Raw genomic sequence first — 16,579 nt, forward strand, 5'->3', positions numbered from 1 at the left:
TGTCTTTCGGTCTCAGACCCTCGGGACCAGGACGTTCTCGTCGCGTCGCCCCGCGAGGTAGTGGAGGACGTTCTGGACCGTGGTGTCGATGATCTGGCCGACGGCGTCGACCGTGTAGTACGCCTGGTGGGAGGTGACCACCACGTTCGGGAAGGTGACCAGGCGGGCCAGGGTGTCGTCGTCGACGGCCTCCAGGGACTTGTCGAGGAAGAAGAGCCCGGCCTCCGCCTCGTACACGTCGAGCCCGACCCCGGTGAAGCGGCCCTTCCTGAGCTCGCCGACCAGGGCCTCGGTGTCGACGAGGCCGCCACGGCTGGAGTTCACCAGGATCGCGTCGTCCTTCATGGCCCGGAGCGCGGCGGCGTCGACGATGTGCCGGGTGGCCGGGAGCAGCGGCACGTGGAGGCTGACGAGGTCGGCCTCGGCGAGGAGCCGCTCCTTCTCGACGTACTCCATGCCGAGCTCGACGCACGCGGGGTTCTCGGCGATGTCCCAGCCGAGCAGTTTCATGCCGAAGCCGTGGGCGATCCGGGTGAAGGCCTCGCCGATCTTGCCGGTGCCGAGGACGCCGACGGTGCGGCCCCGGAGGTCGCGGCCCATCAGCCCGTCGAGGCGGAAGTCGAAGTCGCGGGTCCGGTTGGAGGCGCGGACGATCCGGCGGTTGACGGTCATCGCGAGCGTCCAGGCGAACTCGGCGACGGAGTACGGGGAGTAGTACGAGACCCGGGCGACGGTGAGGCCGAGCCGCTCGGCGACCTCCAGGTCGATGTTGTTGAAGCCCGTGGAACGCTGGGCGATCATCTGCGTGCCGCCTGCCGCGAGGGTCTGCAGGACCCTGTGGCCGAGGTCGGCGTTGACGCTGCTGGAGATGACCTCGTAGCCCGCCGCGATCGGCGCGGTGTCCTCGGTCAGGAACACACCCAGGCAGCGGACGTCGTGGTGTCCCTCGAAGGCCTTCTCCATCAGGGGCTTCTCGTCCACCTGCACGCCGAATGCCAGGATTTCCACGGGTGTCCCCCAGAAGCGGTGAAGGGCCGGATATACGCGGTTCTCGCGAATATACGGCCCCTCATGTCACCGCGCCCGGTACCGCCGGGCGAGGAGTGTCCGGCTACGCGTCGTCGAGTCCGCGCTCGATCGCGTACCGCACGAGCTCCACCCGGTTGTGCAGCTGGAGCTTGCCGAGGGTGTTCTGAACGTGGTTCTGGACCGTGCGGTGCGAGATCACCAGGCGCTCGGCGATCTGCTTGTAGCTGAGCCCCTTGGCGACGAGCCGCAGGACCTCGGTCTCGCGCTCGGTGAGCTGAGGGGCCTTCGGCTCGTCGGTGCCGGCCGCCGGGGCGGGCTCGGAGGCCAGCCTGCGGTACTCGCCGAGGACCAGGCCGGCGAGGCCCGGGGTGAAGACGGGGTCGCCGACGGCCGTCCGCCGCACGGCGTCGATCAGCTCCTCCGTACTGGCCGACTTGAGGAGATAGCCCGTGGCACCGGACTTGACCGCCTCCAGGACGTCGGCGTGCTCGCCGCTCGCCGAGAGGACCAGGACCCGCAGCGCGGGGTGCGCGCCGACGAGCTCCTTGCAGACCCGGACGCCCGGCTTGACCGGCAGGTTCAGGTCCAGGACGAGGACGTCGGGGCCGGCGGCCGTGGCCCGGCGGACGGCCTGCTCCCCGTCGCCCGCCGTGGCGACGACGTCGAAGCCCGCCTCGGCGAGGTCGCGGGCGACCGCGTCCCGCCACATCGGATGGTCGTCGACGACCATCACCCTGATCTGCTGCCGCTCGGCGTGCTGCTCGCTCATCTTTCCTGTCCTGCCTTCCCCCGAGGGACCTTCAACTCGACTTCCGTGCCCTGCCCGGGGACCGAGATCAGCTCGGCCGAGCCGCCCAGGTCCCGCAGTCTGCCCCGGATGGAGAGGGCGACCCCCATCCGGCCCTCGCCCCAGGCCTCCGCGAGGCGGCCCTCCGGGATGCCGGGGCCGTCGTCCCGGACGGTGACGATCACCTCGTCGGGCCAGTCCTCGATCAGGACCCAGGCCTGGGCGTCCTCCCCCGCGTGCACCCGGACGTTGTCCAGGGCCGCGCCGACGGCGGCGGCCATCTCGCGCGCGGCGGGCGGCGGCAGCAGGACCGGGGCGCCCGGCTCGGAGAGGGTGACCTTCGCCCCGGCGCGCGGGGCGAGCAGGAGGCGCAGGTCGACGGGGGTGTCGTCGTCGGGCTCGTCGTCCACCTCGACGACCCGGACCACGGCCCCCTGGGACTCGTCCTCGGAGACCAGGCTGGGCCGGGTGAGACCGCCCGCGACGAGCGTACGGAGCGCCACCTCCTGCTCCCCCGCCATCCTGGCGATCTCGGCGGCCTCGCCGCCCATCGCCGCGCCACGTCGCTGCACCATCGCGAGGACCTGGAGGACGCTGTCGTGGATGTCCCGGGCGAGCCGCTCCCGCTCCCGGGTCGCGGCCTCGATCTCCAGGGCGCGGGCGAGGGTGCGCTCGGAGGCGCGGGCCACCTCGACCACGTATCCGATGGCGATGGAGGCCACCCAGACGAGGAGCACGTTGTGGAGGGTGTCCCGGCTGGGGTGGCCGCGCTCGACGAGGTTGGCGACGGCGACGAGCGAGGAGGCGACTCCGGCCCAGCGCCAGCCGCCCTTGATCGCGTACGCGAGGACGGAGCCGGCTGTCCATATCGTCGGCAGGGTGGAGTGGTCGACCGACTGGGCCTGGGCGTCGGCGAGGGGGGTGAGGAGGATGCCGACGAGGGCGATGGTGAGGTCGACGCCGAGGAAGCGCTTGGTGCAGCTGGCCGCGTTCGCCACCTTGGGGAGGGTCGCGAGAGTCCAGACGCACATGACCGCCAGGTAGGCGACGGCGATCCAGGGACGCTCGTACTGCTGCCGCCCGAAGGCGAAGAGCAGGACGGCGTAGATCATCGTCAGGACGCGGTAGCCGGTCAGCGCACGCCACAGCGGCTGCTCGACCGACATGCGCACGACACGCTCGCGCTTGGCCATCTCCCCCACTCCCCCCGAACACCCCTGGGGGTGCTTACGCGCCGGACTCTTCCCGCGCCGCGATCTCGGCCTTGACGGCCTCCTTGGCCGCCTTCTCCGCGTCCGCGATCTGCCGCTTGGCCGCGGTCGCGTAGATGTCGACGTACTCCTGGCCGGACAGCTTCATGATCTCGTACATGACCTCGTCGGTCACCGAGCGGAGGATGAAGCGGTCCCCCTCCATGCCCTGGTAGCGGGTGAAGTCCAGGGGCTTGCCGATCCGGATGCCCGGGCGCATCAGCTTGGGCACGACCTTGCCGGGCGGCTGGATCTTCTCCGTGTCGATCATGGCGACCGGGATCACCGGCGCGCCGGTGGCCAGGGCCACGCGCGCCAGACCGCCGGGCTTGCCGCGGTAGAGCCGGCCGTCGGGCGAGCGGGTGCCCTCGGGGTAGATCCCGAAGAGCCCGCCCTTCTCGACGACCTCGATGCCGGCCTTGATCGCCGCCTCGCCGGCGCCGCGGGCGCCCGAGCGGTCGACCGGGAGCTGGCCGACGCCCTTGAAGAAGGCGGCGGTGAGCTTGCCCTTCACGCCCGGCGAGGTGAAGTACTCGGCCTTCGCGATGAAGGTGACCTTGCGGTCCAGGACGGCGGGGAGGAAGAAGGAGTCCGAGAAGGAGAGGTGGTTGCTCGCCAGGATCGCGGGACCCTCGGCCGGAATGTTCTCCAGTCCCTCGACCCAGGGCCGGAAGGCAAGCTTCAGGGACCCTCCGATGGAGAACTTCATTGCGCCGTAGATCAACTCGCCATGCCTTCCGTGTGCCGTCGCCACGACTTTATCCCGTACCTGGCCACGGCCCCCGCTGCGGCCCTGGTCGGTGTCGGTCCGGTCGCGTACCGTGAAGGTCCTTCCCCACTTTCCGTCGCTTCGGCGCACCCGAGGCCGCCGAAGTCGCAACCGAACAGGAGACCCCGGTGCCGGTCCTTCCCGGAGCCGAGCCGTACCGCCACGAAGGCGGAGAGGTCGGCGTCCTTCTCTGTCACGGATTCACCGGTTCCCCGCAGTCGATGCGCCCGTGGGCCGAGTATCTGGCCGACCGCGGACTCACCGTGTCGCTGCCGCTGCTGCCGGGCCACGGCACCCGCTGGGAGGACCTGCAGCTCACCACCTGGCACGACTGGTACGCGGAGGTGGACCGGGCCCTGCGCGAGCTCATGGACCGGTGCGAGACCGTCTTCGTCTTCGGTCTCTCCATGGGCGGGGCGCTCACCCTGCGGCTGGCCGCGCAGCACGGTGACGCGGTCCGCGGCATCGTCCTCGTCAACCCGGGCAACAAGGTGCACGGCCTGGCGGCGCACGCGCTGCCGGTCGCCCGGCACCTGGTCCGCACGACGGCCGGCATCGCGAGCGACATCGCCAAGGAGGGCGTGGCGGAGGTCGGCTACGACCGGGTGCCGCTGCACGCCGCGCACTCGCTGCGCGAGTTCTTCCGTACGGTGGACGCACAGCTCCCGCAGGTCACGCAGCCGATGATCGTGCTGCACAGCCCGCAGGACCACGTGGTGCCGCCGGCCGACTCGGCCCGCGTCCTCAGTCGGGTGTCCTCGACGGACGTCCAGGAGATCCTGCTGGAACAGAGCTACCACGTCGCGACGTTGGACCATGACGCGGAGCGGATCTTCGAGGAGAGCTGGGCGTTCGTCGAGCGTCTCGCCCCGAGTCCGGTCGACGGGAAGAGGAGCAGCAGCGGTGGCTGATCAGCAGGACGGCGGCGAGCGGGAGCCGCAGCCCATCGACGAGGAGGCGGCCTGGGCCGCGATCGTCGCGGGGTACGGGGAAGAGCCCGCGGATCCGCCGGGGACGAGGCCGTTCCGGCCGATCGAGAACCTCGCGCTGCCCGAGCCGGAGGAGGACGAGGGCGCCAGCGAGGACGGGCCCAGGGTGCAGCCGGGCGCCGGGACCGGGCCGGGTGCCGCGTCCGGTACGGGGACGGGCAGCACGTCCGGTACGGGAGCCGGGTCCGGTACGGGCACGGGCACCACGTCCGGAACGGGCACGGGAGCCGGGTCCGGGGCCGCTTCGGCCGGTACGGGAGCCGGGTCCGGGGCCGGGTCGGGCGCCGCGTCCGGCCGCGAACCCGGACCGACCGGAGCGACCGGGCCGGCCGCGGCGGACGGCGAGTCCCCGGCCGACCCCGGCACCGACCGGAAGCCGGAGGCAGGGGTGGAGAAGCCCGCGCTGGGCAGCTCCGTCGTCTTCGCGCCCGGCGTGCGCCCGAGCGGCCCCCGGGACTACACCCCGGCCGAGCCGGAGGAGGACGCGGACGGCACCGGGGAGGGGCACTTCGTCCCGCCGGAGCCCCCGCCGCTCCCGGAGGCGGACACGACGACCAAGTTCGCCTGGCTGGGCGTGGTCGGCGGTCCGGTGCTCATGCTGCTGGCCGTCCTGTTCCAGTGGGACATGACCTGGTGGCTGACGACGCTCTGCGTGGGCGGCTTCCTGGGCGGCTTCGCGACCCTGGTGGCGCGCATGAAGCACGACGACGACGATGACGACGGCTTCGGGGACCCCGGCCGCGGGGCGGTCGTGTAGCTCCCCGCCCGGACGACTCCCCCGCCCTACGAGGCGGGCACACGGACCGCCGCCAGCACGGGCAGGTGGTCCGTGGCCGTTCTCAGGTCCTCGGGGTCGAGGTGGGGCGGGACCCCGCAGCCGAGGAACTCGACGCCGGGGGTGGCCAGGATCGCGTCGATGCGCTGGTGCGGGTCGGCCGGGGTGGAGGTGTGCTCACCGCCCCAGGGGCTGACCGTCCAGCCGTCCCGGAGCTCCGTCGCGAGCCGGGTAAAGGCGGGACCGCCGGGCCGTTCGTTGAGGTCCCCGGCGACGAGGGCGTGCGGGGTGCCGAGGGCGGCGACCCGGTCGAGGACCATCCCCGCCTGGGCGTACCGCTCGTCCTTCCGCAGGCTCAGATGGCAGCTGATCACCCCGACCCTGGCCCCGGCGAAGCGGACGACGGCGGTCGCGAGGCCGCGCCGGTGCAGCCCCGGGGTGAGCGGCAGCAGTACGTCCTCGGTGCGTTCCACGGTGGCCCGCAGGGAGCAGAGGAGCATCGGTCCGGCCGCGGTGGCTCCGCCGCTCAGCATGACGAGCTCGCTCTTGGCGGCGAGCCGGGCCGCGTGCTTGCGCCAGCGGAAGAAGCGCGGGGCCTCCTGGACGAAGACGAGGTCCGGGGCGCAGGCGCGGATCACCCGGGCGAGGGCGTCCTCGTCGTCGCGCATCGAGCGGACGTTGTAGCTCAGGACCCGGAGGACGGCCGAACCGTCCGGCTCGGTGCGGGAGTTGGGCAGCTCTCTGATCGCCATGCGGGTCAACATACGACGACCGCCCGCCGTGTCCGGGAGGACGCGGCGGGCGGTCGTCGTATGCCTTCGTACGGGTGTCAGCCCTGGCGGGCCAGGTCGGCCGCGCCGACCAGGCCGGCCTTGTTGCCGAGCTGGGCCGCGAGGACCTGCGCGTGCGGGCGCCACTGGCCGCCGATCAGCCAGCGCCGGAAGGACTTCCGGATCGGGTCGAGGACGAGGTCGCCCTCGTCCGAGACGCCGCCGCCGACGATGAACGCCGAGGGGTCGAAGAGCGAGGCCAGGTCGGCGAGACCGGCGCCCGCCCAGCGGGCCAGCTCGCGGAAGGAGTCGACGGCGACCGGGTCGCCGGCGCGGGCGGCCTGGCTGACGTGCTTGCCCTCGATGCCCTCGGGGGTGCCGTCGCCGAGGCCCAGCAGGACCGCGGCGCGCTCCGGGGTGGCGTTGGCGCGCTGCTTGGCGTACCGGACGAGGGCGCGCCCGGAGGCGTACTGCTCCCAGCAGCCCTGGCTGCCGCAGCCGCACAGCAGACCGTCCGGGACGACCCGGATGTGGCCGAACTCGGCGGCCACGCCGAAGCGTCCGCGGCGCAGCTTGTTGCCGATGATGATGCCGCCGCCGAGGCCGGTGCCGAGGGTGATGCAGATGACGTCCTCGTGGCCCTGCCCGGCGCCGAACTTGTACTCGCCCCAGGCCGCCGCGTTGGCGTCGTTCTCCACGACGACGGGGAGGCCGACGCGCTGCTCGACCTTGTCCTTCAGCGGCTCGTGCCGCCAGTCGATGTTCGGCGCGAAGAGGACGGTGGCGCGCTTGTCGTCGACGTAGCCCGCGGCACCGATGCCCACGGCCTCGATCGAGTGCCCCTTGCCCGCCTCGGAGACGGCGGCGCTGATCGCGTCGACGATTCCCTCGGGGGTCGGCGGGGTGGGCACCTTGTGCGTGTCGAGGATGTTGCCCTCCTCGTCGACCACGCCGGCCGCGATCTTGGTGCCGCCGATGTCGACGCCGATGGTGAGTCCCATGTGTCCCTCAGTATTCGGTCGAGCCCCGCTACGGCCCACCGTACCCGAGGGGAGGGGTCGTCCCGCTCCGTCCCGATCAGTCGAGGTCGATCTGCTGGCCCGTTCCGGGCCCCTCGTCGTCGCGGCGCGACTCGTCCGTGCCGTCCGTGCCGTCCTTGCGGTCGCCGGGGGCGTCGGCCTCGCGGCGCGGGTCGTCCTCGGCGACGGTCCCGCCGCGGGTCCAGCGGGTCTCGTGGCCCTCGACGGCGGAGCGGTAGGCGGCGAGCAGTTCGTTCCCGGCGGCGGCGAGGTGGTCGAAGACCTGCGGGTTGCGCTCGATGACGGGCTCGACGACGGCCTTCGCCTGGCTGACGAACTGCTGGACGGTCTGTCCGCCGATCCCGCCGAGACCGCCGAGCAGCGGGCCGCCGAGTCCCCCGGCGACCTTGTCGGCGACGGCGTCGAAGAGCTTGCGGAGTTCCTCGGCGGCCGAGCCGGGCTCGGCTCCCCGCTCCGCGCGGCGGCGGGCCTTCTCCGCCTCCAGGTCCTCGGCGCACGCCTTGGCCCAGGCATCCGAATCGCTCATGGCGCACTCCTCAGTGGCTGGTACTTCGACGGTACACGCCCTCAGGGGGTCCGTGGCCAGAGTCCGGGGTCGGGGGTGAAGCGCACCCTGAGGTCCCCTTCGACGAGCCCGGCGCCGGTGACGGTGCAGCGGCGCAGGGCGGGCGGCAGGGGCAGGTGGCGGCGGAACGGGCCGACGGTCAGGAGCAGTTCGTCGCCGCGGCGGACGAGGGCGAGCTCCTCCTTGACGGCGCCGGGCAGCGGGATGTGCCAGACCAGGACGCCGTCCTCCTCCCGCCGGTCCTCGACCTCGGGGCCGGGTGCGGGGGCGGGGGCGGCGGGCGGGGCGGGCGCCAGGAGGGCGAGGTCCTCGGCGCCGCGCGGGTCGCGGCCGAGGTGCGGCAGCTCGTGCACGACGCCCGCGGCGGTACGGAGCTCCGCCAGGTGCCGGTGCTGCTGGGCGGTGAGTCCGGCGAGCCAGGGGTCCTCGGAGTCGGCGGGGAGCAGCCGGTTGGCGACGACGGCGTCGAGGGCGAGGCCCTGGAGGGCGAGGCCGAGCCGGGCGGTGCGCAGGGCGCGGACGGCGGCGGGGCCGGGTTCGAGGACGAGCCGGACGCTGGTGGTGGGGGCGTCGGTGACGGCCTGGGCCGCGGCGAGCTCGGTCTCCCAGCGGGCGGTGGTCTCGTAAAGCCACTGCGCGGGCATGGGGACCCCGGCGAGCTGGGCGAGCATCGGGCGCAGCGCGCGGGCGGCCTGCCGTTCGGGGGGCAGCAGGCGGCGCAGATAGCGGCGGAGCTGCTCGGGCAGGGCGAGGAGGGCGAGGGCCTCGGGGAGCGGGGGCAGGTCGACGACGGCGAGGTCGTGCTCGCCCTGGGCGGCGTCGCGCAGGGCCCTGAGCAGGGCGAACTGGCGGCTGCCGGGGAGCTCGGTGAGCTCGGCGTCCTCGAAGGGCGCGGCGCCGAGGAGGTCGAGGGCGGTACGGGAGCGGGCCTGGAGCGCGAGGAACTCGTGCCGGAAGTCCGCGGCGGGGTCGGGGCGCAGGACGCTCAGGCCGTCCGCGGCGAGCCCGGGGCCGGCGTCCTCGGAGACGAGGAGGACGCGGCGGCCCGCACGTGCCTCGGCCAGGGCGGTCGCGGCGGCGACGGTGGTGCGTCCGGCGCCGCCGGGACCGGTGACAAGGATGATCCGCATGCGGAGGACGTTACCGCCGCCCTCCTGGGGGCTGTGCCGCCGGTCGGACCGGTCCAGGGAGCCCCTCAGGGGGCGTCGCCCCGATCACGCCGCGAGCCCGGCCTGATCGGCAAGCCGCCCCCGGGACGTCACGCGCCGGATTCGACGCGCTTCTTCAGGCCGGCCAGGGCGCGGTCGATGATGACCTTCTCGGCCTTCCGCTTGATCATGCCGAGCATGGGGATCTTGACGTCGACGGTCAGCTGGTACGTGACCTCGGTGCGGGTGCCGCCGCCGAGCGGGGCGAGCCGGTAGGAGCCGTCGAGGGAGCGGAGCATCTGGGACTTGACCAGGGTCCAGCTGACCTCGTCGGAGCCGGTCCAGGTGTACGCCAGGGTGTGGTCGTCCTTGATGGCGCCGGCGTCGAGCAGCAGCCGGACCTTCTCCGCGCGGCCGGAGGCGTCCGACTCCAGGACCTCGGCCTCCTTCACCTCGCCGGTCCACTCCGGGTAGCGGGCGAAGTCGGCGATCACACCCATGACGTCGGCCGGCGCCGCCTCGATGGTGATGCTGGAGCTGGTGTGTTCGGCCATCGCGGTGGCTCCTCCACTGTGCGGTCCGGCGAGAACTCGAAGGAAAACAAGGGCACAAACGTACAGATGCGCCGACGGAAGGCTATCGCGCCGCGACTCGGCGCCCGTCACCACTCCAGGGCGAAGGGCCTGCCGGTCGAGGCGAAGTGGCCGACGTTGACGCACTCGGTCGCGGCGATCCGCATCCGTCGGGCGAGCGGCTGGTGGACGTGGCCGAAGAGGGCGTACCGGGGGCGGGTGCGCCGGATGGCGTCGAGCAGCGCGCGGCTGCCGCGCTCGAAGCGGCGGGCGACGGTGTCGTAGGTCAGCTCCGGGACCTCCGGCGGGATGTGGGAGCAGAGGACGTCGACGTCCCCGAGGGCCTCGACCTTGGCCGCGTACTCCTCGTCCGAGATCTCGTACGGGGTGCGCATCGGGGTGCGCAGTCCGCCGCCGACGAAGCCGAAGGTGAGGCCGCCGAGCTCGACGCGCTGTCCGTCGAGGACGGTCGTGCCCGGTCCGGCGTACTCGGTCCAGAGCCGGGGGATGTCGACGTTCCCGTAGGTGGCGTAGGTGGGGGCGGGGAAGGCGGCGAAGAGCTCGGCGTACTGGCGGCGGACGGCGGCCTCGATCGCGGTCTCGCGGTCGACGTCCAGCTCGGCCCAGAGGCGCCGGCCCAGGTCACGGGCCTCGTCGAAGCGGCGGGCGGTGCGCAGCTCCACGAGCCGGTCGGCGTTCTCGACGCCGAACAGGTCGGGGAAGATGCCCCGGCTGTGGTCGGCGTAGTCGAGGAAGAGGACCAGGTCCCCGAGACATATGAGGGCGTCGGCGCCCTCCCCCGCCTTGGCGAGGTCTTCGGCGTTGCCGTGCACGTCACTGACCACATGGACTCGCATGAGGTCACCTTAGGGGGTGTCACCTGCGGTTACTTCCGAGTCGGGAAACCCGTGGATTACTGTGCGCACAGCACCGTCATGCATGTGTGACGCACGGAACATCTGGCCGGGACCCCCTATCGGAACCAACTACTGATGGGTAACGTCCGGTCGGTCCAGTCGTGCTCACCCCCACTGAGCACCTGCCCGATCATGGACCACACCGGTGCATCACACAGAGCCGTGGCGCCGGCGCCCGATGAGGAGCAGCAGTCTTGCGCGAGTTCAGCCTTCCGGCCCTGTACGAGGTCCCCACGGACGGCAACCTGACGGATCTCATCCGCCGCAACGCCTCCCGGCACCCAGACGTCGCCGTGATGGGGCGCAAGGTCGACGGCGTGTGGACGGACGTGACGGCCACCCAGTTCCTCGCGGAGGTCCGCGGGGTCGCCAAGGGTCTGATCGCCTCGGGCGTCGAGGCGGGCGACCGGGTCGCGCTGCTGTCCCGTACGCGCTACGAGTGGGTGCTGCTCGACTTCGCGATCTGGAGCGCCGGCGGTGTGACCGTGCCGGTCTACGAGACGAGCTCGCCGGAGCAGATCCAGTGGATCCTCGGCGACTCGGGCGCCTCGCTGGCGCTCGTGGAGAGCGCGGCCCACGAGGCCTCGGTGGAGTCCGTCCGGGCGGAGCTCCCGGAGCTCAAGGGCGTCCGGCAGATCGAGGCCGGCGCGGTCGAGCGGCTCACCGCCGAGGGCGCGGAGGTCTCCGACGAGCTCCTCGACGCGCGGATGTCGGCGGCGAACGCCGACGACCCGGCGACGATCGTCTACACCTCTGGCACGACCGGCCGCCCCAAGGGCTGCGTCCTGTCCCACCGGGCCTTCTTCGCCGAGTGCGGCAACATCGTGGAGCGGCTGAAGCCCCTCTTCCGTACCGGCGAGTGCTCGGTGCTCCTCTTCCTGCCGGCGGCGCACGTCTTCGGGCGGCTCGTCGAGGTCGCGTCCGTCATGGCGCCGATCCGTCTCGGCTGCGTCCCGGACATCAAGAACCTCACGGACGAGCTGGCCTCGTTCCGGCCGACGCTGATCCTGGGCGTGCCGCGGGTCTTCGAGAAGGTCTACAACTCGGCGCGGGCCAAGGCGCAGGCCGACGGCAAGGGCAAGATCTTCGACAAGGCCGCGCACACGGCCATCGCCTACAGCCGGGCGATCGGGACCCCCGCGGGCCCGTCCTTCGGCCTCAAGCTCAAGCACAAGATCTTCGACAAGCTCGTCTACAGCAAGCTGCGGGCGGTCCTCGGCGGGCGCGGCGAGTACGCGATCTCGGGCGGCGCGCCGCTGGGCGAGCGGCTCGGACACTTCTTCCGCGGCATCGGCTTCACGGTCCTGGAGGGCTACGGCCTGACGGAGTCGTGCGCGGCGACCGCGTTCAACCCGTGGGACCGGCAGAAGATCGGCACGGTCGGGCAGCCGCTGCCGGGCTCGGTGGTGCGGATCGCGGACGACGGCGAGGTGCTGCTGCACGGCGAGCACATCTTCTCGCGGTACTGGAACAACGAGGCGGCGACGGCCGAGGCGCTGGCGGACGGCTGGTTCCACACGGGCGACATCGGCACGCTCGACGAGGACGGCTACCTCGCGATCACGGGCCGCAAGAAGGAGATCCTGGTGACGGCGGGCGGCAAGAACGTCGCCCCGGCGGTCATCGAGGACCGCATCCGGGCGCACGCGCTGGTCGCGGAGTGCATGGTGGTCGGCGACGGGCGGCCGTTCGTGGGCGCGCTCGTCACCCTGGACGAGGAGTTCCTCGGCCGCTGGGCGTCCGACCACGGCAAGCCGGCCGGCTCCTCGGCGGCCTCCCTGCGCGAGGACGCCGACCTCCTGGCGGAGGTGCAGCGCGCGATCGACGACGGCAACGCCGCGGTCTCCAAGGCCGAGTCGGTCCGCAAGTTCCGTGTGCTCCCCGCCCAGTTCACCGAGGAGGCGGGTCACATCACCCCGTCCTTGAAGCTGAAGCGCAATGTCGTGGCGCGGGAGTTCGCGGACGAGATCGAGGCGATCTACCGGGGCTGAGCCCGGCCGGTCGTCCCCGACGACGCGCAGCGCACAGGAGAGGGGCCCCGGGCGATGTGTCCGCCCGGGGCCCCTCTCCGTACTCCTGTGCTCCGCACCGCGGTGTCAGAGCAGCTCCCTGAGCCGCTCCGCGAGGAGGTCCCAGCGCCACTTCTCCTCGACCCAGGCGCGGCCGCGCTCGCCCATGCGGGCCCGGAGCTCGGGGTCGAGGAGGAGCGTGGCGACGCGGTCGGCGGTCTCCTCGGCGGATTCGCCGCGGACGACCCAGCCGGTCTCGCCGTCGAGGACGGCGTCGGGGGCGCCGCCGGAGTCGCCGGCGACGACCGGGAGGCCGGTGGCCGAGGCCTCCAGGTAGACGATGCCGAGGCCCTCGACGTCGAGGCCGCCGCGGCGGGTGCGGCAGGGCATGGCGAAGACGTCGCCGGCCCCGTAGTGGGCGGGCAGCTCGGCCCAGGGGACGGCGCCGGTGAAGCGCACGGACCCGGCCACGCCGGTCTCGTCGGCGAGGCGGCGCAGGTCCTTCTCGTACGGGCCGCCGCCGACGATGAGGAGGACCGCGTCCGGCACCCGGCGCAGGATCGCGGGCAGGGCCCGGATCAGGGTGTCCTGGCCCTTGCGCGGGACGAGCCGGGAGACGCAGACGACGACGGGCCGGTCGCTGAGCCCGAGGCGGGCGCGGACCTCGGCGCCGCCCGAGTCGGGGTGGAAGGTCTTCTCGTCCACGCCGGGCGGGAGCTGGACCATCCGCCCGGCGGCGGCGGGCGTGAGGGCCTCCGCGATCCGGGAGCGGGTGTACTCGCCGAGGTAGGTGACGGTGTCCGTGCCCTCGCCGATCCGCCGCAGCAGCTGCCGGGCGGCGGGCAGCTGGGCCCAGCCGGCCTCGTGGCCGTGGGTGGTGGCGACGAGCCGCTTCGCACCTGCCCTGCGCAGCGCCGGGGCCATCAGGCCGAGGGGCGCGGCGGCGCCGAACCACACGGACCGGCAGCCGTGCTCGCGGAGCAGGGCGGTGGCGCGGGCGGTGACCCGGGGTGTGGGCAACAGCATGGTGGTGCGATCGCGGACAACCGTGAAAGGCTGTTCGGCGTCAAACAGAGCGGTCGCCTCGACCCCTTCGCGGCTTCGCTTCCACGTGGAGGCGTAGACCACGATCTGTTCGGGGTCCAGGCGCAGCGCCATGTTGTGCAGGAACGCCTGGATTCCGCCGGGTCGCGGCGGGAAGTCGTTGGTTACGATCAGGGTCTTGTCCATCGTGGCCGACAGTACGCGATGGCACTCACCGCCCGGCACCACCACTCTCCGCGCGAGCGGACCGACAGGACAAGGACGATCGAGTGAAGACGGGCGGCGCAGTGAAGGACGGTTCGCGGTCGGGTCTGCGGCTCCCGCTCGGCCTCTGGGCGCTGACCAGGGTCATCCTGCTGCTCTGCGTCTTCAAGGTCGTGGTCGTCCCCGGGCCGGACATCACCTTCGACATCTCGAACATCTACCAGGGCTGGTACGAGGTCCTGCGGACGGGCACGTACCCGCTGGACGACGTCACCTGGCAGTACCCGCCGGCCGCGGCCCTCGCGATCCTCTCGCCCGGGCTGCTGCCCTTCCTCGACTACGCGTCCGCGTTCTTCGTCCTCGCCTTCCTCTGCGACGCGCTGGTCTTCGGGCTGCTCCTGCACACGGGGCGGCGCGCGGGCCGGGCGCTCGACGGCGCCTGGATGTGGCTCGCGGGCATCGCGCTGCTCGGCCCGATCGCGTACGCCCGGTACGACGTGATGGTGACCGCCGTCGCGGTGGCGGGGCTGCTCGCGGCTGGCCGGAGCCCGCGCGTCCTCGGCGCCCTCGCCGGTTTCGGCGCGGTCCTGAAGGTGTGGCCCGCGCTGATCCTGGCGGGCACCGCGAAGGGCCGGGCGACCTTCCGTGCCTGGTCGACGGCGGCGGGCGCGGCGGCCGCCGTACTGCTGCTGTGCGTGCTGTGGATGCCGGGGGCGCTGGCCTTCCTCTCCTTCCAGCGCGACCGGGGCACCGAGGTCGAGTCGCTGGGCTCGATGGTCTTCCACGTGATCCGGCACTTCGGGTGGGAGGGCGAGGCGCGGATGAACTACGGCTCGATCGAGTTCCTCGGCCCGTACGTCTCCGCGGTCTCCACCGCCGCGCTCGCGCTCACCGTCGCCGCCTTCGGCTGGCTCCTGCTGTGGCGGATCCGCTCGCGCCGCTTCACCTCGTCGACGGTGGCGGACGCGGCCTTCGTGGCGGTGCTGCTGTTCACGGTGACGAGCCGGGTGCTCTCCCCCCAGTACATGCTGTGGCTGATCGGTCTGGGCGCGGTCTGCCTGGCCTACCGGTCGAGCCGGATGCAGCGGCCGGTGCACCTGGTGATCTGGGCGGCGGCGGTGACGCAGTTCGAGTTCCCGGTGTGGTTCTCGCACGTGACGCGCAGCGACCCGCTGGGCGTGGCGGTGCTGTTCACCCGGAACGGCCTGCTGATCGCCGCCGCGCTCATCGCCTGCCGGATCCTGTGGCGCCAGACGGTGACGGAGCCGCGCCTGGCCGCGGCCACCGTCCCCGCCCAGGCGACTCGGCCGGAGCGCGAGAAGGCCCTGTCCGGATCCTTCTGAGCACCGGTGCCGCGGCGGTGCAGCAGCCCCAGGGCCGCGCACTGCACGGCCGTCGCGAGGGCCATGGCCAGACAGATCCCGGCGAGCCCGAGTCCTGACAGGGCGTGGGCGAGCGGCAGTTGGACGAGGACGCCGGCGACGGTGATCCGGGCGAGGTACGGACCGGCCCCGCTGCCCTCGAAGACCCCGGCGACCCCGATGAAGCAGGCCATGAGCACCAGGTAGGGGCCGAGGCAGCGCAGGAAGAGCGCGCCCGCCTCGGCCACGGCCGGTTCGGCGCCGAAGGCCCGCATGACCGGTCCCGCGCCGACGAGCAGCAGCACGGCGGCGGTCACGCCGAGGCAGGCGGCGAGGACGAGGGCCTGCCGCGCGACGGCTCTCCGCTCCTCGTTCCCCCGGGCGCCGGGCCGCAGTCGGGCGGCCGGTCCCTCCAGGGCTCCGAGGAGGTGCGCGGTGTGGATCGCGGCGGCCTGCCGGACGGCGTAGAAGGCCATCGTCGCGACGTACATGGCCTTGGTGGCGATGCCGTAGGCGGCGATCTCGGTGACGCCGAGCCGGGCGACGACGGAGACGAGCGCGAGGGCCCCGGCCATCCGGACGGTGAAGTCGACGGACATGGGCAGCCCGGTGGCGGCGGTACGACGCAGGGCGGCGGCGGTCGGCAGGGCGGGGCGGGCGGTGCGCGCGGCCTTGAGCAGGGCGTTGCGACGCAGGACGAGGAGTCCGGCGGCGAGGGCGACGGTCCGGCCGACGACGGTGGCGAGGGCGGCGCCCTGCACCCCGTACGCGTGGATGAGCAGCGGGTCGAGGACGAGGATCAGTCCGTTGGCGAGGAAGGCGAGCCGCATGGGGGTGCGGGTGTCCCCGGTGCCCTTGAGGATGCCGTCGAGGACGTTCGTGGCGAAGAAGACGGCCGTGCCGGGGAGCGAGATCGCGAAGTAGGCGACGGCCAGGGCGTGGGCGGGGTGGTCCTGGCCGCCGAGGAGCAGGGCCGCGATCGGTTCGCGGAGCAGGTGGCCGCCGAGTGCGACGGGTGGCACGAGGAGCGCGCAGAGGGCGGCGCCGCCGCGGACTGCGGCGCGGACGTCGCCGGGGTCGTCGGCGCCCCGGGCGCGGGCGACGAGCACGGTGGTGCCCGAGCCGGCGAGGAGGACGACGCCGAGGAGGAGGTTCTCGACGTTGGTGGCGACGGCGACGGCGGCGACGGCGTCCCCGCCGAGCCGGGCGACCCAGACCATGTTGATAATGCCGGCGGCGACCCCGGCGAGGAGTTCGCAATAGACCGGGCGGGCGAGCCGGACCAGCGTGCGGCGGTGTTCGGACATACGAGAACCCCCTCTTTTCGATGTACCTCGAATAGAGGCACCT

General features: G+C 73.0%; 15 protein-coding genes and 1 pseudogene. 4 read left to right on the plus strand and 12 right to left on the minus strand.

Translation table 11 applies throughout. The annotated features are described in order from the left end of the window. Window positions 1–12: 12 nt before the first annotated feature. The 4 genes from ACF08F_RS04600 to ACF08F_RS04615 all read right to left on the minus strand — a co-directional run bounded on the left by ACF08F_RS04600 (window position 13) and on the right by ACF08F_RS04615 (window position 3,775). On the minus strand, window positions 13–1,008 hold the full coding sequence (locus ACF08F_RS04600; RefSeq protein WP_392297012.1) for a 2-hydroxyacid dehydrogenase: 996 nt from the start codon (window positions 1,006–1,008) through the stop codon (window positions 13–15). A gap of 103 nt (window positions 1,009–1,111) precedes the next feature. Next, window positions 1,112–1,798: a response regulator gene (locus tag ACF08F_RS04605; protein ID WP_392297013.1), complete on the minus strand. Its 687-nt coding sequence runs from the start codon at window positions 1,796–1,798 to the stop codon at window positions 1,112–1,114. Next, window positions 1,795–3,009, minus strand: coding sequence for a MacS family sensor histidine kinase (macS, locus tag ACF08F_RS04610; RefSeq protein WP_392297014.1), 1,215 nt, complete (start codon window positions 3,007–3,009; stop codon window positions 1,795–1,797). The genes ACF08F_RS04605 and macS overlap by 4 nt, the downstream gene beginning before the upstream one ends. 34 nt (window positions 3,010–3,043) lie before the next feature. Beyond that, window positions 3,044–3,775 carry a lysophospholipid acyltransferase family protein gene (locus ACF08F_RS04615; protein ID WP_055644018.1) on the minus strand — a complete coding sequence of 244 codons (732 nt, stop codon included), beginning with the start codon at window positions 3,773–3,775 and terminating at the stop codon, window positions 3,044–3,046. A 188-nt stretch (window positions 3,776–3,963) separates the two neighbouring features. Here ACF08F_RS04615 and ACF08F_RS04620 point away from each other — a divergent pair, with 188 nt between their 5' ends. Both ACF08F_RS04620 and ACF08F_RS04625 read left to right on the plus strand, forming a co-directional pair. Then, window positions 3,964–4,746, plus strand: coding sequence for an alpha/beta hydrolase (locus tag ACF08F_RS04620; RefSeq protein WP_392297015.1), 783 nt, complete (start codon window positions 3,964–3,966; stop codon window positions 4,744–4,746). Further along, complete coding sequence (locus tag ACF08F_RS04625) at window positions 4,739–5,581, plus strand: hypothetical protein (RefSeq protein WP_392297016.1); 843 nt, start codon at window positions 4,739–4,741, stop codon at window positions 5,579–5,581. The genes ACF08F_RS04620 and ACF08F_RS04625 overlap by 8 nt, the downstream gene beginning before the upstream one ends. A 26-nt stretch (window positions 5,582–5,607) precedes the next feature. Here the strand turns inward: ACF08F_RS04625 and ACF08F_RS04630 are convergent, their stop codons facing one another. The 6 genes from ACF08F_RS04630 to ACF08F_RS04655 form a co-directional block, all read right to left on the minus strand. Further along, on the minus strand, window positions 5,608–6,351 hold the full coding sequence (locus tag ACF08F_RS04630; protein ID WP_392297017.1) for an endonuclease/exonuclease/phosphatase family protein: 744 nt from the start codon (window positions 6,349–6,351) through the stop codon (window positions 5,608–5,610). A gap of 77 nt (window positions 6,352–6,428) precedes the next feature. Continuing rightward, window positions 6,429–7,370, minus strand: coding sequence for an ROK family glucokinase (locus ACF08F_RS04635; protein WP_390485445.1), 942 nt, complete (start codon window positions 7,368–7,370; stop codon window positions 6,429–6,431). Window positions 7,371–7,446: 76 nt separating this feature from the next. Further along, window positions 7,447–7,935: a DUF5304 domain-containing protein gene (locus ACF08F_RS04640; protein ID WP_392297018.1), complete on the minus strand. Its 489-nt coding sequence runs from the start codon at window positions 7,933–7,935 to the stop codon at window positions 7,447–7,449. 41 nt (window positions 7,936–7,976) lie between these two features. After that, on the minus strand, window positions 7,977–9,104 hold the full coding sequence (locus tag ACF08F_RS04645; protein ID WP_392297019.1) for an ArsA-related P-loop ATPase: 1,128 nt from the start codon (window positions 9,102–9,104) through the stop codon (window positions 7,977–7,979). Between the two features lie 128 nt (window positions 9,105–9,232). Then, a complete protein-coding gene (locus ACF08F_RS04650) occupies window positions 9,233–9,676 on the minus strand; it encodes an SRPBCC family protein (protein WP_392297020.1) in 444 nt (147 codons plus the stop codon). A 107-nt stretch (window positions 9,677–9,783) separates the two neighbouring features. Then, window positions 9,784–10,551 (minus strand): metallophosphoesterase, encoded by a 768-nt coding sequence (locus tag ACF08F_RS04655; RefSeq protein ID WP_392297021.1) that lies wholly within the window; start codon window positions 10,549–10,551, stop codon window positions 9,784–9,786. A 254-nt stretch (window positions 10,552–10,805) separates the two neighbouring features. Here ACF08F_RS04655 and ACF08F_RS04660 point away from each other — a divergent pair, with 254 nt between their 5' ends. After that, entirely contained in the window at window positions 10,806–12,602 is a 1,797-nt protein-coding gene (locus ACF08F_RS04660) for an AMP-dependent synthetase/ligase (protein ID WP_392297022.1), read from the plus strand. Between the two features lie 105 nt (window positions 12,603–12,707). On the opposite strand, the gene ACF08F_RS04665 is transcribed toward ACF08F_RS04660, so the two are convergent. Continuing rightward, window positions 12,708–13,850 (minus strand): glycosyltransferase family 4 protein, encoded by a 1,143-nt coding sequence (locus ACF08F_RS04665; RefSeq protein WP_392297023.1) that lies wholly within the window; start codon window positions 13,848–13,850, stop codon window positions 12,708–12,710. Window positions 13,851–13,933: 83 nt separating this feature from the next. Here ACF08F_RS04665 and ACF08F_RS04670 point away from each other — a divergent pair, with 83 nt between their 5' ends. Further along, entirely contained in the window at window positions 13,934–15,211 is a 1,278-nt protein-coding gene (locus tag ACF08F_RS04670; protein WP_392297024.1) for a glycosyltransferase 87 family protein, read from the plus strand. 11 nt (window positions 15,212–15,222) lie between these two features. Here the strand turns inward: ACF08F_RS04670 and ACF08F_RS04675 are convergent. Then, window positions 15,223–16,536, minus strand: a pseudogene (locus ACF08F_RS04675) (MATE family efflux transporter); the annotation flags it as partial. Window positions 16,537–16,579: the final 43 nt, after the last annotated feature.

Source organism: Streptomyces sp. NPDC015130 (genome assembly GCF_043080005.1).
Taxonomy (GTDB): domain Bacteria; phylum Actinomycetota; class Actinomycetes; order Streptomycetales; family Streptomycetaceae; genus Streptomyces.

Bases quoted from the DNA above. Each gene is read 5' to 3' on its own strand.
- ACF08F_RS04630 (WP_392297017.1), bottom strand. From the start codon at position 6,351: ATGGCGATCAGAGAGCTGCCCAACTCCCGCACCGAGCCGGACGGTTCG.
- ACF08F_RS04655 (WP_392297021.1), bottom strand. From the start codon at position 10,551: ATGCGAGTCCATGTGGTCAGTGACGTGCACGGCAACGCCGAAGACCTC.
- ACF08F_RS04640 (WP_392297018.1), bottom strand. From the start codon at position 7,935: ATGAGCGATTCGGATGCCTGGGCCAAGGCGTGCGCCGAGGACCTGGAG.
- ACF08F_RS04605 (WP_392297013.1), bottom strand. From the start codon at position 1,798: ATGAGCGAGCAGCACGCCGAGCGGCAGCAGATCAGGGTGATGGTCGTC.
- ACF08F_RS04650 (WP_392297020.1), bottom strand. From the start codon at position 9,676: ATGGCCGAACACACCAGCTCCAGCATCACCATCGAGGCGGCGCCGGCC.
- ACF08F_RS04645 (WP_392297019.1), bottom strand. From the start codon at position 9,104: ATGCGGATCATCCTTGTCACCGGTCCCGGCGGCGCCGGACGCACCACC.
- ACF08F_RS04635 (WP_390485445.1), bottom strand. From the start codon at position 7,370: ATGGGACTCACCATCGGCGTCGACATCGGCGGCACCAAGATCGCGGCC.
- ACF08F_RS04665 (WP_392297023.1), bottom strand. From the start codon at position 13,850: ATGGACAAGACCCTGATCGTAACCAACGACTTCCCGCCGCGACCCGGC.
- ACF08F_RS04615 (WP_055644018.1), bottom strand. From the start codon at position 3,775: ATGAAGTTCTCCATCGGAGGGTCCCTGAAGCTTGCCTTCCGGCCCTGG.
- macS (WP_392297014.1), bottom strand. From the start codon at position 3,009: ATGGCCAAGCGCGAGCGTGTCGTGCGCATGTCGGTCGAGCAGCCGCTG.